At 72.1% G+C, this 15305-nt stretch carries 15 protein-coding genes and 1 pseudogene; 10 read left to right on the top strand and 6 right to left on the bottom strand.

The features are described 5' to 3' along the window. Positions 1-71 precede the first annotated feature (71 nt). The 3 genes from AC6RUA_RS08110 to AC6RUA_RS08100 all read right to left on the bottom strand — a co-directional run bounded on the left by AC6RUA_RS08110 (position 72) and on the right by AC6RUA_RS08100 (position 1881). Complete coding sequence (locus tag AC6RUA_RS08110; protein ID WP_499812528.1) at positions 72-509, bottom strand: DUF7112 family protein; 438 nt, start codon at positions 507-509, stop codon at positions 72-74. Between the two features lie 16 nt (positions 510-525). Further along, entirely contained in the window at positions 526-933 is a 408-nt protein-coding gene (locus tag AC6RUA_RS08105; RefSeq protein WP_499812527.1) for a 30S ribosomal protein S6e, read from the bottom strand. Between the two features lie 108 nt (positions 934-1041). Continuing rightward, positions 1042-1881 (bottom strand): hypothetical protein, encoded by an 840-nt coding sequence (locus tag AC6RUA_RS08100; protein ID WP_499812526.1) that lies wholly within the window; start codon positions 1879-1881, stop codon positions 1042-1044. A 648-nt stretch (positions 1882-2529) separates the two neighbouring features. Here AC6RUA_RS08100 and AC6RUA_RS08095 point away from each other — a divergent pair. Continuing rightward, positions 2530-2595: pseudogene (locus AC6RUA_RS08095) on the top strand (hypothetical protein); the annotation flags it as partial. Between the two features lie 199 nt (positions 2596-2794). Here the strand turns inward: AC6RUA_RS08095 and AC6RUA_RS08090 are convergent. Beyond that, a complete protein-coding gene (locus tag AC6RUA_RS08090; protein ID WP_499812525.1) occupies positions 2795-3727 on the bottom strand; it encodes a DUF8155 domain-containing protein in 933 nt (310 codons plus the stop codon). Positions 3728-3782: 55 nt separating this feature from the next. On the opposite strand from AC6RUA_RS08090, the gene AC6RUA_RS08085 reads away from it, so the two are divergent. From AC6RUA_RS08085 to AC6RUA_RS08075, 3 genes are all read left to right on the top strand, one after another. Continuing rightward, positions 3783-4502 (top strand): lipoyl protein ligase domain-containing protein, encoded by a 720-nt coding sequence (locus AC6RUA_RS08085; RefSeq protein ID WP_499815421.1) that lies wholly within the window; start codon positions 3783-3785, stop codon positions 4500-4502. A 69-nt stretch (positions 4503-4571) separates the two neighbouring features. Then, a complete protein-coding gene (locus tag AC6RUA_RS08080) occupies positions 4572-5858 on the top strand; it encodes a dihydroorotase (RefSeq protein WP_499812524.1) in 1287 nt (428 codons plus the stop codon). 43 nt (positions 5859-5901) lie between these two features. Further along, a complete protein-coding gene (locus tag AC6RUA_RS08075; RefSeq protein ID WP_499812523.1) occupies positions 5902-6402 on the top strand; it encodes a DUF7529 family protein in 501 nt (166 codons plus the stop codon). A 40-nt stretch (positions 6403-6442) separates the two neighbouring features. Here the strand turns inward: AC6RUA_RS08075 and AC6RUA_RS08070 are convergent, their stop codons facing one another. Further along, positions 6443-7483 carry a zinc-dependent alcohol dehydrogenase gene (locus AC6RUA_RS08070; protein WP_499812522.1) on the bottom strand — a complete coding sequence of 347 codons (1041 nt, stop codon included), beginning with the start codon at positions 7481-7483 and terminating at the stop codon, positions 6443-6445. 71 nt (positions 7484-7554) lie between these two features. Further along, complete coding sequence (locus AC6RUA_RS08065) at positions 7555-8157, bottom strand: cysteine hydrolase family protein (protein ID WP_499812521.1); 603 nt, start codon at positions 8155-8157, stop codon at positions 7555-7557. Between the two features lie 103 nt (positions 8158-8260). Here AC6RUA_RS08065 and AC6RUA_RS08060 point away from each other — a divergent pair, with 103 nt between their 5' ends. The 6 genes from AC6RUA_RS08060 (at position 8261) to AC6RUA_RS08035 (ending at position 15171) form a co-directional block, all read left to right on the top strand. Further along, positions 8261-9946: an Hvo_1808 family surface protein gene (locus AC6RUA_RS08060; RefSeq protein WP_499812520.1), complete on the top strand. Its 1686-nt coding sequence runs from the start codon at positions 8261-8263 to the stop codon at positions 9944-9946. 113 nt (positions 9947-10059) lie between these two features. After that, on the top strand, positions 10060-11433 hold the full coding sequence (locus AC6RUA_RS08055) for an Hvo_1808 family surface protein (RefSeq protein ID WP_499815420.1): 1374 nt from the start codon (positions 10060-10062) through the stop codon (positions 11431-11433). A gap of 108 nt (positions 11434-11541) precedes the next feature. Then, positions 11542-12639 carry an aminopeptidase gene (locus tag AC6RUA_RS08050; RefSeq protein WP_499812519.1) on the top strand — a complete coding sequence of 366 codons (1098 nt, stop codon included), beginning with the start codon at positions 11542-11544 and terminating at the stop codon, positions 12637-12639. Positions 12640-12704: 65 nt separating this feature from the next. Beyond that, positions 12705-13496, top strand: coding sequence for an alpha/beta fold hydrolase (locus AC6RUA_RS08045; RefSeq protein WP_499812518.1), 792 nt, complete (start codon positions 12705-12707; stop codon positions 13494-13496). A 69-nt stretch (positions 13497-13565) separates the two neighbouring features. Beyond that, a complete protein-coding gene (locus AC6RUA_RS08040; protein WP_499815419.1) occupies positions 13566-14486 on the top strand; it encodes a decarboxylating 6-phosphogluconate dehydrogenase in 921 nt (306 codons plus the stop codon). Positions 14487-14589: 103 nt separating this feature from the next. Further along, positions 14590-15171 (top strand): 2Fe-2S iron-sulfur cluster-binding protein, encoded by a 582-nt coding sequence (locus AC6RUA_RS08035; RefSeq protein ID WP_499812517.1) that lies wholly within the window; start codon positions 14590-14592, stop codon positions 15169-15171. Positions 15172-15305: the final 134 nt, after the last annotated feature.

The following is a 15305-nucleotide window of genomic DNA, read 5'->3' as shown; positions in this document are numbered from 1 at the left end:
GAGACCGGTCCTCGCCGACGGTCGTCCGGTCGTGACGTCGAATCGCTGAGGGGGGTGCCGTCGCGGTCGCGCTACTCGTCGGACAGCGAGTCGGCGATGTCCCGCAGACTCCGATTCGGTCGTCTCGACACCTCGTAGACGGCGCGCTCGCCCGGGACGCGGAGCCCGTAGATGTGGCCCGGGTCGACCGCGTCGAGGTCCACCGCGTCGTCGGGTCCCCTGTCGTGCTCGCGGCACCACTCCACGAGGCGGTTCTCCCCCTCGCCCGTGTCCGACTCCCGCATCAGCCGGCGGTTGTCGTACGCGCCGCGGACGAGGAGACCGGAGGCGTCGCCGACGACGCGGGCGTAGTGACTGGTACCGTCGAGGACGAGGCGAATCTCGTCGCCGTCCGCGACGCCCGCGTCAGTGGGCAGCCGGAGACAGGGGAGGCGCGTCCCGCCCGACCGGGCGAGGTGCGCGCGGTAGGTGGTGACGCCGTCGGCGTCGCTGGCGACTCTGTCGGGCATCGGGAGGGAAGCGGGGTTACTCCTCGTCGTCCTCGTCGTCCTCGTCCCCGCCCTCGTCGGCGTCGAGGGCGTCAGCGAGGCTGCCGTCGACGACGCGGGCGTTGATCTGGACCGTCTCGTCGCTGACCTCGCGGCCGCGGACGGTGACGCGCTTGCGCTCGCCGTCGCGCGACGGCGTGTAGCCGACGCCGCCGTCGAGCAGCAGTTCCTTCAGGCTCGTGCCGGGGACGTTCTCGCGCATCGGGCGGCCGGCCGTGTCGGACCCGCCCGTGAGTTCGAGCGTCAGTCCGTCCGCGCCGATGGCGGCGCCGTCGACCTCGTCGCCGATCTCGCGCCCGAGGAACCGGTTCGCGTCCTGTCCGTCCACGTCGAACTGCCGGGTGTCGCCGGTCTCGTCCCCGACGACGACCATGAATTCTGCCATTACGGGGACGGACTCGGTCGCGGAAGAAAAGGCCGTCGAAACCGCCGCTCCGTCGCTCCGCTCGGCGCTTCTGGTTCGTGGGCGGGGAGGGGCCGGGGGACGACGTCCCTACGCGGGCGCGACCGCCACGACCGCTCCCGCGCTCGCTGCGGGCGGGTTGCGGTAGTTCCCGACACCGACCGTCTCGTTTCCGGTGACGGCGACCCACCCCGGCCCGTCGCCGCGGAGGACCGCCCGCGTCGACTGCCGGAACTGGTTTCCCGTCCACCCGCCGGCGAACCACCAGTTCTCGCCCCCGTACGTCACCAGCACGTCCGTCGTCGCGTTCGCGGGGGCGTCGTACGAGAGGAACATCCGCGAGCCGAACTGCCGGCAGGTCGCACCGGGGGCCTCCAACTCGTCACAGTCGACGGTCGTCGCGTTCAGCCGCGGCGAGAGGACCGGTTCGGAGCCGACCGGGTCCCGGGTGTCCACGGGGTCGGGGCTCGACCACTCGACCGACACGAGGTAGTAGTCGAGCGTCGGCACCGGCGTCCGCGTCGGCGTCGCCCCCGGCGTCGGCGTCCCCTCGCCGGGGCCGAGCGGTCGCGGCGGCGGCCGCGAGTAGTACGTCGGTTCGAGTTCGTCGAACTGCACCGCGAGCATCGGCCCGTACGTGGTGTTCTCGACGTCGAACTCCCAGTCGGGTGGCGCGTCGGTCACCGCCGGCGACCCCCGCACGAGCGCGTCGCCCGCGGGGCTGGTGCCGTTCTCGACCGGGAGCGGGAGGTAGAGCGTGACGTTCGTGAGCGTCGCGTTCGGCTGGACGTACGCCCGGTACTCGTAGGTGTGCGTGTACGACTCTGGCTGCGGCTGGACGAACTGGTAGACCGCGAAGCCGACGGCGCCGGCGGCGACGAGCAGAACGACCACGAGCGCGATAGCGAGGAGACGGAGGGCCCGATTCATCGGCGGGAGGTGGACGTCGGCCGACAAAAGCCTGCCCTGTCCGGTGCACGGTGACACGGCGAAGCCGACTCCCGGGAAGGGGACGCGTGTCAGAGACGCACACGCTCGGGCTGGTAGGGTTCGGTCGCATCAACCGCGCGCCGTACGAGTACGTCGAGAACGCGCCGGGGTTCGAGGGGGCGTACGTCTACGTCCGGACGCCGACCGAAGACCTGCCGGCCGACCGACAGACGAGCGACTCGTCGGTCCTCGCGGACCGCCCGGTCGACCTGACGGTCGAGGGGGCGACCCCCGCGGCGGTCGAGGAACTCGGCGAGGCGGTGCTAGCGCCCAACGACCTGCTCCTGCTCTCGGGGTCCGCGCTGGTCGACGCCGGGGTGGGAGCGCGACTGACGGCGGCGGAGGAGAACGGGACGCGGGTGTACCTCCCGCACGCGCCCTGCTCGGCATCGACGGTCTGTACGACGCCCGGGAGGAACTCGACGCCGTCACCATCGACGCGACGAAGGCGCCCGGCCACCTCGACTGGAGCCTCGCCGAGGACCTCTCGCCGGACCAGGCGGACGGGCCGACCGTCCTGTACGAGGGACCGACCCGGGGACTCTGCCGGCTGTTCCCCGGAACTTCGACTCCCACGCCGCCGTGGCGATGGCGTCGCTCGGTCTCGACGACACCCGGTCGACGCTCGTCGCCGACCCGGACGCCCCGGGCGCGACGCACGTCGTCTCGGCGTCGGGAGAGGGGTTCGACCTCGAAATTACCCGCGAGAGCGCCATCGAGGGCGTCACCGGCGGCTACACGCTGGTCTCCATCTTGGGGTCGTCCGGCACGTCCTCGACACCGGGAGCGGCGTCCGGTTCGTCTGAGAGCGGTCTCGACCGGTCGAACGGCCGGCCTCCTTCCGCTCTCGCTCCTACGCGAGTCGGACGGGGTCGTCGCTGCGGCGGACCGACACGCGCACCTCGTCGCCGACCGCGAACGTGGGGTCGCCCGCCTCCGGCCGGGTCACGAGTTTCGTGCCCCAGTCCGACCCGCGGGACGCGAACAGCGACAGGCCCGTTATCGACTCGCCGTTCGCCAGCACCGCCACGTCGGCCCACGTCACGTCCCGGCCGTCGGCCGCGCCGACCCGCCCGCCGAGGAGTCGAACCGGCTCGGATCGCCCTCCCCCGTCCCGCTCGGGCGGACCGAACGTCCCGCCGGTCCCGTAGTGCGCGAGGCCGCCGTCGAGCGGAACGCCGCCGGTCGACGCCAGTGCGGCGTACCCGTCGCCCGGGTGGCGCGGCGCGTCGAGCAGGGCGTAGCTGTCGCCCGTCTCCACGACCGTCCCCCTCCCGTCCCAGTCGAGTGCCCGGACCGGAACGTCCACGGCGAGGGGGAGCGACCCCGACGCGCGGTACGGGTTCCGGTCGGGCTGACGGAACTCCACGTGGACGTGGTCGTCGACCCACGCGCCGAAGAAGCCCGACCGGACCGTCTCGCCCAACGGGTCGCCGACCGCGACCCGGTCGCCCGGCGAGACGGTCGGGTCGACGTGGAGTATCCGGGCGATGCACTCGCCCGTATCGAGCAGGACGAGGTGGTCGTGGTCGACGGCGTACGGTCGGTCGGGACACCGCACCGTCCGCGTGTCGAGCACCTCGCCGGCGACGGGCGAGATGCCGACGTGCGTGTTCGGCTCGGGGTAGAGGTCGACCGCGTGCCCGTGGTCGTGGGCGGGGTACGGGGAGTTGTACAGCGAGAAGCGGGGGAACGCGGAGAGCGCCTCGGCCGAGAGGACGACCGGCGCGGGGTCGTCCACGCTCTCGTCGACCGCCGGCCCGGAGCGGGCCGCTCGCTCGTCCATGCCCCCCGTGGGCGACGGAAGCGCTTAGGCCCCGCGACTCGGACCCCCGGCCGTGATTCGGGTGTATCGTGGCCGCCGCGGCGACCGCGACGCCGACCGGGCGGCCACGGCCGCGATGCTCGCCGAGACGGCCGACACGGACGTTCCCGCCCTCCGCGTGTGGGCACCCGGCCGCCAACTCGCGTTCGGTCGGCGCGACGTCCGCGAGCCGGGGTACGAGCGGGCGGCGCGGGCGGCCCGCGAGCGCGGATTCCCGCCGGTCGAGCGCTCCGTCGGGGGGCGCGCCGTCGCGTACGGGGACACGACGCTCGCGTTCGCGCACGCCGTCCCGCTGGCGGACGCGCGCAGGGGACTCGACGAGCGGTACGACGCCGCCGTCGGGACGCTCGTCGACGCGCTCTCGGGCCTCGGCGCGCGCGTGGAGCGGGGAGAACCGCCCGACTCGTACTGTCCGGGTGCCCACTCGGTCCGCGCCGTCGACGGGGGGAAGGTGGCGGGCGTCGCCCAGCGGGTCCGGCAGGGGGCCGCGCTCGTCGCCGGGTGCGTCACCGTCGCCGAGCGGGCGGCGCTCAGGGGAGTGCTCGTCCCGGTGTACGACGCGCTCGGCGTTCCGCTCGACCCGGAGTCCGTCGACTCGGTCGCGGCGGCCGGCGGCCCGACGGACCCCGACGCGGTCCGCGGCGCGCTCGAACGCGGGTTCGTCGCGGGACGCGACACGACGCGACTGGGCGTGGACGACGTCCGGACGGAGGACGTCGACCAGCGACGTGCGTGAGAGCGCCGAGCAGTCGCGTGTGAGAACGCGACACTTACGACCCGCCGTGCCGACCCTCGAGTGACACCGATGCTCTTTCAGAACGCCACGCTCGCGGACGGCCGGGTCCGGGACGTCCGTGTCGACGGGGAGGAGATAGCGGCCGTCGACGCGGCGCTCGACCCGACGGACGACGAGCGCGTGATAGACGCCGACGAGTCTCACCTCCTGCCGGGAGCCGTCGACGTGCACGTCCACTTCCGGGAACCCGGCGACTCCCACAAGGAGGACTGGACCACCGGGTCGCGCTCGGCCGCCGCCGGCGGCGTGACCACCGTCGTCGACCAGCCCAACACCAGTCCGCCGACCACGACCGGCGCGGCGTTCGACGAGAAGGCGGCGCTCGCGACCGACTCGCTCGTCGACTACGGCATCAACGGCGGCGTCACCGCCGACTGGGACCCCGACTCGCTGTTCGATCGGCCGCTGTTCGCACTCGGGGAGGTGTTCCTCGCGGACTCGACGGGGAATATGGGCATCGAGGCGGACCTGTTCGCCGACGCGGCGGCACGGGCGGGCGAGGAGGGCGTCACCGTCACCGTCCACGCGGAGGACGCGAGCCTGTTCGAGGAATCGGCGCGCGACCGGGACGACACCGACGCGTGGAGCGCTTACCGGGCGCCCGAGGCGGAGGAGGCGGCGGTGGAGCGCGCGGTCGGCGTGGGGAGCGACTCGGCGGCCGAGATTCACGTCGCGCACACCTCGACGCCCGAGGGAGTCGACGCGGCCGTCGCGGGCGGCGCGACCTGCGAGGTGACGCCGCACCACCTGTTCCTCTCGCGCGCGGACCTCGACGAACTGGGGACGTTCGGGCGGATGAACCCGCCGCTGCGCGACGAGGCGCGCAGGGAGGCGCTGTTCGAACGGGTGCGCGACGGGACCGTCGACGTGGTCGCCACCGACCACGCGCCCCACACCCGCGCGGAGAAGGACGCCGACGTCTGGAGCGCGCCGTCGGGCGTCCCCGGCGTGGAGACGATGCTCCCGCTCCTGTTGAACGAGGTGCGCGAGGGTCGACTCGAACTCGACCGGGTGCGCGACCTCACCGCCGCGACGCCCGCGGACGTGTTCGACCTCCCGCGCAAGGGGCGCGTCGAACCGGGCCGAGACGCCGACCTCGTGCTGGTGGACCTCGACGACGCGCGCCCGATTCGGGGAGACGACCTCCACTCGAAGTGCGGGTGGACGCCGTTCGAGGGGCGCGACGGCGTGTTCCCGTCGCTGACGCTGGTGCGCGGCGACGTCGTCTACGACGCCCGCGACGGCGACGAGACGTTCGGCGACCCGGTCGGGCGCAACGTGCGGGACCGCTCGTAGCCGGGACGACGGGTTTTCACGGCCGCGGTCCGACGGCACACGCATGGCCGGCAGTCACCCGCTCGCGGGCGTCGAGGAGTTCTGGGAGGACGTGATGAGCGACATGGAGGCGACGGCCGCGGAGTACCGCGACGCCGGCTGGGAGGTGCTGGAACTCCACCCCGGCGACGTGACCGCGCTCCCGACGGCGTCCGCCGACGCCGCGACCGACCGACTCGGACTCGACGTGCTCCTCCCGGGCGACGAGTTCGAGCGACTGGAGGGCCTCGTGGCGGGCGAGACGTTCGACGAGTACGACGCCTACCGCGCCGAGGAGGGGGGCGTGGTGTTCCTCGTCGTCGCGATGAAGGCGGAGGCCGCCGGGACGGCCGTGGTCTTCCCGCTGTACTACGCGCGCTCGGAGGCGGAGACGATGCTCCGAGAGGTCGCGGAGCGCGGTGAGATGCGGACGTACTTCCGGCCGCTGGACGGCTCCAGCAGGGTGGTGTTCACCCAGCGGGACCCGGCGAACCTCCTGCCCGCGGGGTTCGACTCCGAGGTGTAGCGAGCGCGGGGTCGGCCGTGACGCCCGCCCGCCGTCTCCGTTACGCGCCCGTTGTGTCGACGACGACCCGACCGACGTACTCCGAGCCGTCACGCAGGAGGTCGACGCCGTCCTGAATCCCGGTCAGTGTCACCTCGTGGGTGAGCGTCGGCGACACGTCCACCGTGCCGCGTGCGAGCAGGGTCAACACCTCCTCGAGTTCCGACCGGCGGTGGTCGCCGGAGACGCGAAGTTGTCCCTCGCGCACGTCGCCGAAGCCGACGCTGATGTCCTCGGTCTGGATACCGACGCTGACGACGGTACCGGACTCGTAGCCGTTCTCGCCGCCGACCGCCTCGACGGCCTGCTCCATCGCCGCGGGCGACCCGGAACACTCGATAGTGGCGTCGGCGCCCCACCCGTCGGTCGCCGCCCGGACCTCCGCCAGTACGTCGTCTCGCTCGGGGTTGAGCGTCAGGTCAGCGCCGTACTCCACGGCGGCGTCGAGTTGCGCGTCCTGCAGGTCGACCGCGACGACCCGCCCCGCCCCGAGAACGTCGGCCCAGAGGACGGCGTGGAGTCCCACCCCGCCCGCGCCGAAGACGACGACCGAGTCGCCGGGCGTCACGTCCGCGCGCTCGACCGCGTGGTAGCCCGTCGCCACCGCGCACCCGGCTATCGACCCCTCGGCGAAGGAGACGCCGTCCGGGAGGGGCATCACCGCACGCTCGGGCACCGCGATGTACTCCGCGAAGGTGCCGTCCACGTGGTGCCCGATGGAGGTGCGGTTTCGACAGCGGTTGTCGTTGCCCCGCGAGCAGGGTCGGCAGGTCCCGCACGACTCGACGTAGTGGATGGCCACGCGGTCGCCCGCCGTCACCGACTCGACCCCGTCGCCGACGGCGCTGACGACGCCCGCGCCCTCGTGACCGAGCGCGATGGGGGCCGCCTCGGGGCTGGTCTTGCCGTCGAGGTAGTTCACGTCGCTCCCGCAGATGCTCGCGGCGCGGAGGTCCACCAGCACCTCGCCGCTCCCCGCCTCGGGTCGGTCGACGTCCTCGACGCGCAGGTCGTCTTCGCCGTGGTAGCGTGCGGCTCTCATGCGGCGGAGGTCGTCCAGCGGTCAGTTAGTTACTCCGGTCGTCCGGTGCGCCACCCCGGTTCGACGCTCGCTCACTCGAACCGCACATCGTCGAGCGTCGTCGTCTCGCCGAACAGCCACGCGGTGTGTTCGACGGCGTACTCACGGTGGTCGTCCTCGATGTAGCCGAGGGCGTCCTCGACGACGACGGGCCGGTAGTCGCGGAGACCCGCCGAGCCTGCGGTGTGGAGGACGCAGACGTTCGCGAGCGTGCCGCAGACGAGCAGGTCGTCGACAGCGTGGGTGTCGAGCCACCCCTCCAGGTTCGTCCGGTAGAAGGCGTCGTAGGTGTGCTTCTCCACGACGTGTGCGGCGTCCTCGGTCGGGAGGTCATCGACGAGTTCGGCCTCCCACGAGCCCTCGACGACGTGCTCGCCCCAGCGCTCGAACTCGTCGTAGTAGTGGGCGTCGTCGAACTGCTCGGGCGGGTGGACGTCGCGCGTGTAGACGACGGGCGCGCCGGCGTCGTGCGCGCGGTCGACGAGTTCGGCGACCGGGTCGATGGCGGCCTCGCTGGCCGGCGCGTGGAGGCTCCCGTCGGGGTGACAGAAGCCGTTCTGCATGTCGACGACCAGGACGGCGGTCCGGGCTGGGTCGAAGGGGTCGAGTGCGGACGGTTCCGAGGTGTCGGACATGCCCCGGGGTACGTCGTCCACCCCCGTAAATCGTCCATTCCGCGCACACACGCTCGCGGAGCGGTCGGACAAGGTACTTACCCCCCCGGTTCTATTCGCGGATATGCGACGCTCGGCCCCAGCCGGTCAGGCGCGGCGCGCGTTCTCGCTCGCGGTCGTCGCGGTGCTGGTTCTCTCGGCGGTGGCACCCGCGGCGGTCGCAGCGTCACCCACCCCCGCCGCACCCACCGACGCGGCGTCGGTGGGCAGTGCGGCTCAGGAGGACTCGCCCGACGACCCCGAATCCGACATCATCGGCTGGGAAGACGGCTACTGGTACAACGAGAGCATCGACGTCGACCAGTCGGACGGGCTCTCGGACGAGGAACTCGACCGGTACGTCGCGCGGGCGATGGCGCGCGTCGAGTACGTCCGCCAGGAGGAGTTCGAGACGCGCGTCCCCGTTGAGGTCATCTCCCGCGAGGAGTACCGCGACCGGGCGTCCGGCGGGTCGTCGAACCAGACGGAGTTCAACCGCTGGAACGACCAGGTCTGGGAGGCGCTGTTCATCGTCGGCGAGTCCACCGGGTCCGCGTCGGCCATCGGACAGACGACCGGGTCGTCGGTCGCGGGCTTCTACTCCCCCACCGACGACGAGATAAAGGTCATCACGCCAAACCCGGACACGCCCACCATCAACAACGCGACGTTGGTCCACGAACTGGTCCACGCGCTCCAGGACCAGCAGTACGACCTGACGAACGCGAGCTACCGCGGACAGACACAGGACGGTGACCTCGCCATCGACGGCGTAGTCGAGGGCGAGGCGAACTACATCGAGGCGCGCTACTCGCAGAACTGCGGCGAGCAGTGGTCGTGCGTCAGCCCGCCCCCGTCCGACGGCGGCGGCGGCAGCAGCGACCTGAACCTGGGCATCTACCTCACCATCTTCAACCCCTACTCCGACGGCCCGGTGTACGTCAGCGACATCGTCGACGAGGAGGGCTGGGACGGCTTCGAGGAGCGGTTCGAGGACCCGCCGGCGTCCACCGAGCAGGTCATCCACCGGACCGACGAGGACCCGGTCCCCATCGCGTACAACGACACCGCGACGAACGGCTGGGAGACGTTCCCGACTCAGGGGGTGAACGGCTCCGACACGGTGGGCGAGGCGTCCATCTACTCGATGTTCTGGTACCAGGCCCGGGAGTACAGCGCGGACACGATTGACCCGCAGGGCCTGTTCGAGACCACCTCCCGGTACGACGTCTACAACTACGACGCCGCGCCCTCGAACGGATGGGCGAACGACCGCCTCTTCCCGTACCGCAACGCCGAGGGCGACGACACCGCGTACGGGTACGTCTGGGTGACCGAGTGGGACACCGAGGAGGACGCGACCGAGTTCCACGACGCGTACCTCCGGATGCTGGAGGCGCACGAGGTGGAACGGACCGAGGAGGGGTACTACGAGGTGTCGAGCGGTCCGTTCGCGGACGCGTTCCTCGTCGAGCGTAACGGGACGCGCGTCACTATCGTCAACGGGCCGAACGTGACGGGCGTCGAGGACATCCGCCCGGGTCTCTCCCCGTCGATGGAGACGGCGACGGCGACCGAGACGGCCGAACCGGAGCCGACCACGGACGAACCCACTGACGGGTCCGACGAGACGACGGCCGCGAGTACGACGACCGCCGAACCCGAGGCGACGGCCACCGACACGACGACCGAGACGACCGGTGCCGGCTTCGGCTTCGCCGTCGCCGTCGTCGCCGTCGCGCTCGCGGGACTACTCGCCCGCTTCCGCTGAGAGACCCGCGACACCTGCGTGTACGGACGCGGGGACCCGTCGACGCCGACAACGCTTTTCCTGCCGCCCCCGACTGGCGGACCGTGCGATACGCGAGCGTCGCGGCCGCGCTCATGCTCGTGTTCGCGGGCTGTGCCGCGCCGGCGGAGTACCCCGCCCTCCGGGACGGCTGGCAGTGGCCCGAGGACCCGCCGACCGACCGCCTCGGCTACGAGGACGGCGTCTGGTGGAACGAGAGCGTCGCGGTCAACCAGTCGGACGGGCTGAACGCGAGCGAGCGGCGCGCCTTCGTCGCCCGGTCGATGGCGCGGGTGGAGCGGCTCCGAGGCCTGGAGTTCCGGACGCGCGTTCCGGTCGAGGTCATCTCCCGCGACGAGTACCGCGAGCGGGCCGTGTTCGGCGGCAGCGCCCGTCCGGCGGCGTACCACGCGTGGCACAACCAGGTGTGGGAGGCGGCGCTCCTCGTCGGCGAGGACACCAACGTCAGCGACTCGTTCGGCGCGCTGTACGGCGGGTCGGTGCTCGGGTACTACACGCCGTCCGACGACCGGATCGTCGTCGTCTCGGACGCGCCCCAGCCGTCGCTCGACCGCACGACGCTGTCGCACGAACTCGTCCACGCGCTCCAGGACCAGCACTTCGGGTTCGTCGGCGCGGGCTCGCGCGACGCCGGGCTGGCGCACAACGGGCTGACCGAGGGCGACGCTCGCTACGTGGAGACGCTGTACGAGGAGGCGTGCAGCGCGAACTGGTCGTGCGTCGCCCGGCCCGGACGGGCGAGCCTCGGCGGCGGAGGCGGGGGCGGTGGGGGCGGTCCCATCAACCAGGGACTGTTCGCGTACATCTACCAGCCGTACGCCGACGGCCCCGGGTTCGTCCACCACCTCCGCCAGCAGGGCGGGTGGGCGGCGGTGAACGACGCCTACGCGACCCGGCCGGCGAGCACGGAGCAGACCATCCACCCGGAGCGCTACCCCGAGGAGGAACCCGCGGAGGTGGCGGTCCCGGACCGCTCGGAGGCGGACTGGTCGCGGTTCGACGACCTGCCCCGGACGACGGAACGGCTGGGCGAGACGGGGCTGTACGCGATGTTCTGGTACCGGTCGACCATCGACCGGTCCAGCCTCCGCCAGGGCGACATCCCGTACTCGCCGTACAACTACTCCCACCCGCTCTCGGACGGGTGGGCGGGCGACCGACTCGTCCCCTACCACCGGGGGAGCGGTGCGGACGCCGCGTACGGCTACGTGTGGGCGTTCCGCTTCGACACCCCCGGCGACGCGGCCGAGTTCGCCGAGGCGTACCGGTCGACGCTCCGGGACGCGTTCGGCGCCGAGCGGGTGCGCGAGGGCGTCTTCCGGGTGTCGGACGGCCCGTTCGCCGACGCGTTCCGCGTCGAGCGCCGTGGACGGCGGGTCGTCGTCACGAACGCGCCGACCGTCTCTCGGCTCGACGCCGTTCACGCGCCGGAGTCGGGGGACGGCTGACGGGCGGGGTTCGGGGTGCGGCCGACACGCTCGGCTCGCCCGATTCCCGACTCGACGCGACGACCGACTGACCGGCGGGTTTACCGGCCGGCGCGCCGACGCGCCGGCATGGACGAACGCGTACGGGAGCACGCGGCGGTGCTCGTGGACTGGAGCGCCCGCGTCGAGGCGGGCGACCACGTGGTGATGGACGTGGCGGAGGACGCACACGATTTGGGCGTCGCCGTCGCCGAACTGCTGGGCGACCGCGGCGCGACGCTCCTCACGACCTACGGGAGCGACGAGGTGACCCGAGCGTACCTCCAGGGCGGCGACGGCGAGTTCGAGGCGAGCGACCCGGAGCTCGCGCTGTTCGAGGCGGCGGACGTCTACCTCCGACTCGGCGGCGGGCGCAACGCGGCCGCGACGGCCGACGTGCCCGACGAGCGGCGTCGAGCGTACCGGCAGGCGAGCAAGCGCGCGCGGGAGGCGCGGATGGCCACCGACTGGGTGAGCACGGTCCACCCGACCCGCGCGCTCGCCCAGCAGGCTGGGATGGCCTACGAGGAGTACCAGACGTTCGTCTACGACGCCGTCCTCCGCGACTGGGAGTCGCTGGCCGAGGAGATGGCGCGGCTGAAGGACGTTCTCGACGAGGGAAGCGAGGTCCGCATCGAGAAAGACGATACCGACCTCGCGATGTCCATCGAGGACCGCACGGCGGTCAACTCGGCGGCGTCGGTGGCGTACGACTCGCACAACCTGCCGTCCGGCGAGGTGTTCACCGCGCCGTACGCGACGGAGGGCGAGGTGTCCTTCGACGTGCCGATGACCATCGACGCACAGCACGTGCGGAACGTTCGACTGACGTTCGAGGACGGCGAGGTGGTGGACTTCGCCGCCGAACAGGGCGAGGACGCCATCGCGTCGGTGCTCGACACGGACGAGGGGGCGCGGCGACTGGGCGAACTCGGCGTCGGGATGAACCGCGGCATCGACCGGTTCACCGACTCCATCCTCTTCGACGAGAAGATGGGCGAGACGGTCCACCTCGCGCTCGGCCGCGCGTACGACGCGTGCCTGCCCGAGGGGGAGGCGGGCAACGACTCGGCGGTCCACGTCGACATGATAACCGACGTGAGCGAGGACTCGCGGCTGCTGGTCGACGGCGAGGTAATCCAGCGAAACGGCACTTTCCGCTGGGAAGACGGCTTCTCGGAGGCGTAGCGCGGTAGACGTGAGCGCGCGGAACGGTGACGTCGTTCGGCGACGTACCTCCCAAGGGAGGAATCATGGAGACGGTCACCTCGGCCGACGGGACGCCTATCGCGTACGAACGGACGGGAGGCGGGCCGCCGCTCGTACTCGTCCACGGGACGACCGCCGACCACACGCGGTGGGAGCCGGTTCGGCCCGCCCTGGCGGAGCAGTTCACGGTGTACGCGGTGGACCGCCGCGGCCGCGGCGAGAGCGGGGACGCCACCGAGTACGCCCTGGAACGGGAGTTCGAGGACGTGGCCGCGGTCGTGGACTCCGTCGACGAACCGGTCGTCCTGCTCGGCCACTCCTACGGCGCGCTCTGTTCGCTGGAGGCGGCCCTGCGGACCGACAACCTGCGCGCGCTCGTCCTGTACGAACCGCCGATTCCGGTCGCGGACCACGACTTCTACTCGACGGACGTGCTCGCAGAGATGGAAGCCCTGCTGGAGGAGAGAGACGACGAGGGGGCGCTCGTCCTGTTCTTCCGCGAGGTGGTCGGGTCCTCGCCGGCGGAACTCGACGCGCTCCGCGTGGCGCCGAACTGGTCGGCCCGCGTCGCCGCGGTCCACACGGTGCTCCGCGAAGAGCGTGCGCCCGTCGAGTACGAGTTCGACCCCGCGCGGTTCGCGGGGCTGACCACGCCGACCCTGCTGCTGGCGGGGAGCGAGAGCGCGGCGTTCCTCGGGGACGCGACCGACGCACTCGCCGACGCGCTCCCGAACAGCCGAGTCGTCGTCTTCGAGGGGCACGGTCACGCCGCGATGAACACCGCGCCGGAGCGCTTCGTCGAGGCGGTGCTCGCGTTCGTCCGCGAAGCGGCCTGACGACGGCCCCGCGCCGACCGCCCGAACCGCAACGGCTACGGGTCGCGTCGCCGACCCGCGGGTATGAGCATGCAACTCGGCGTGGTCGGTCTCGGCCGGATGGGCCGAATCGTGGTCGACCGGGTGCTGGACGCGGGCCACGACGTGGTGGCGTTCGACCTCGACGCGGAGGCGACGGCCGCGGCCGCGGCGGCCGGGGCGACGGCCGCCGACTCCGTCGCGGACCTGTGCGACCGCCTCGACGGCGCCGGAGGCGCGGACGGCGTCGACGGCGACGGGAAGCGCGTCTGGCTGATGGTGCCCGCGGGCGAGGCGGTGGACGCGACGCTGGCGGACCTCGAACCGCACCTGTCGGCCGAGGACGTGGTGGTCGACGGCGGCAACTCCCACTTCTCCGAGTCCGTCCGGCGGGCGGAGTCGTGCCCGGCGGCGTACCTCGACTGTGGCACCTCCGGCGGGCCCGCGGGCGCGGACCTCGGCTTCTCGTTGATGGTCGGCGGGCCCGCGTGGGCGTACGAGGCGATGGCGCCCGTGTTCGACGCGGTGGCGACCGGGCCGGACGGCCACGACCGGATGGGCCCCGCCGGGTCGGGCCACTACGTGAAGATGGTCCACAACGGCGTGGAGTACGCGCTGATGCAGGCATACGGAGAGGGGTTCGAACTCCTCCACCGCGGGCGGTACGACCTGGACCTGGAGGCGGTGGCGCGGACGTGGAACAACGGGGCAGTCGTCCGGTCGTGGCTGCTGGAACTGTGCGAGGAGGCGTTCCGCGAGGAGGGGACCGACCTCGGCGACGTGGCCGACCGAATCGAGGGCGGGTCGACGGGGACGTGGACGGTCCAGGAGGCGCTCGAGCAGGAGGTGCCCGTCCCCCTGGTGTACCAGGCGCTCGCCGAGCGGTTCGGCTCGCGCGGGGACCGCTTCTCCCGGCGGCTGGCGAACCGGCTCCGCTACGGGTTCGGCCGGCACGAGGTGCAACGGGAGTAGTCCGGCGGACCGACGACGGAATCGAGGCGCCCGCGTCGCCCGAATCCAGTGCCGTCGCTGGACAATCACAACCCTTGTTACCCCCCACTTCGTAGCCGGGTCCATGGTAGACCCCGTGGCACTCGCGTTCGGCGCGGGTCTCGTGTTGGCCTTCGCCGTCCTGCACTTCGCCCGCGGTACCGGCTGGGAGCCGACCGCGGACATCTCGGCGGAAGTGCTGGAGCGGCGCGCCTCCACGGTGCCGGAGACGGACTTCCCGGAGCCCGGCAACCGCGCCATCGGCGGCGGCGCGGCGGCCGGCGCCGTCCCGAGCGGCGAGGAGGGCGAACTCGAGGAGAGCGGCGAGGGCGGCGAGGCGTCACAGAGCCCCGCGGACATCCCCGAGGACGAGGTCGAGTACTTCGACGTCGAGTTCGTGAAGGAGGGCGAGACCATCGAACTCGCGAACAACGAGACCGTCCTCGAACAGGGCGAAGAGCACGGCTGGGACCTCCCGTACGCCTGTCGGCAGGGCCAGTGCGTCTCCTGTAGCGCGCAGATCACCTCGGGCGGCAACTCCGAGGACTACGTCGTTCACGACAACCAGCAGATGCTCGACGAGACCGAACTCGGCGAGGGGTACACGCTCACCTGCGTCGCGTACCCCCGCGCCGACTTCACCATCGAGACGGGCGAAGCGCCGTAACGGTCCGCTCTTTCTCCGCCTCTCCCGTCCGTCGTCGACCGTCACCGGCCGAGATTTCCACCGGGAGTCACCCGTTCCGCGGTGTACGCGAACGGTATCCCATCGTACAACCAGCAGAAGCCACGAATTAATAC

The organism is Halorarum sp. SLYT50, assembly GCF_059821265.1.
This window is presented reverse-complemented; position numbering and strand designations above follow the sequence as displayed.